Here is a 437-nt window from a genome sequence, read left to right as displayed (position 1 = left end):
TTGGGTTCCCGTCATTCCCATGCCGCGTGCCGCTTCGATAACTGAGGGGTCCACATCCTTGATACCGGTGAAGGTATTGCGGATAATCGGCAGCAGTGAATAGAGGAACAGTGCGGCTATCGCAGTTTTCATGCCGATCCCGAGGAGCGGGATCATAAAGCCGAGCAGAGCCAAGCTTGGAATAGTCTGAAGAATGCTGGCTCCGCCTATGATCCAGGTTCGCAGGAAGCTATACCTGGATACCAGAATTCCGGCAGGAACTCCAATGATGATGGCGATGACCATCGAGATGAGAACGAGCTGAATATGTTCTCCAACGGATACCAGAAGCTCGCCCCACCGCAAAGAGAACTGACGGCCGATTTGCTCCCAGATGGATGAGGAATTCATGCTTCATCACCCCCTCCGGCCCAGTGGCTTGCAAAGGTGGAGATTAG

At 53.5% G+C, this 437-nt stretch carries 1 protein-coding gene; it reads right to left on the bottom strand.

The window, feature by feature from the left end; genetic code table 11:
* The coding region (locus C3B52_RS35925) for an ABC transporter permease (RefSeq protein WP_164685095.1) at positions 1 to 390 on the bottom strand (390 nt) is incomplete at its 3' end.
* Positions 391 to 437: the final 47 nt, after the last annotated feature.

It is taken from the genome of Brevibacillus reuszeri (assembly GCF_002897295.1).
Classification (GTDB): domain Bacteria; phylum Bacillota; class Bacilli; order Brevibacillales; family Brevibacillaceae; genus Brevibacillus; species Brevibacillus reuszeri_A.
Note: the sequence above shows the minus strand (reverse complement) of the source record. Positions and strands in the feature narration are given on the sequence as shown.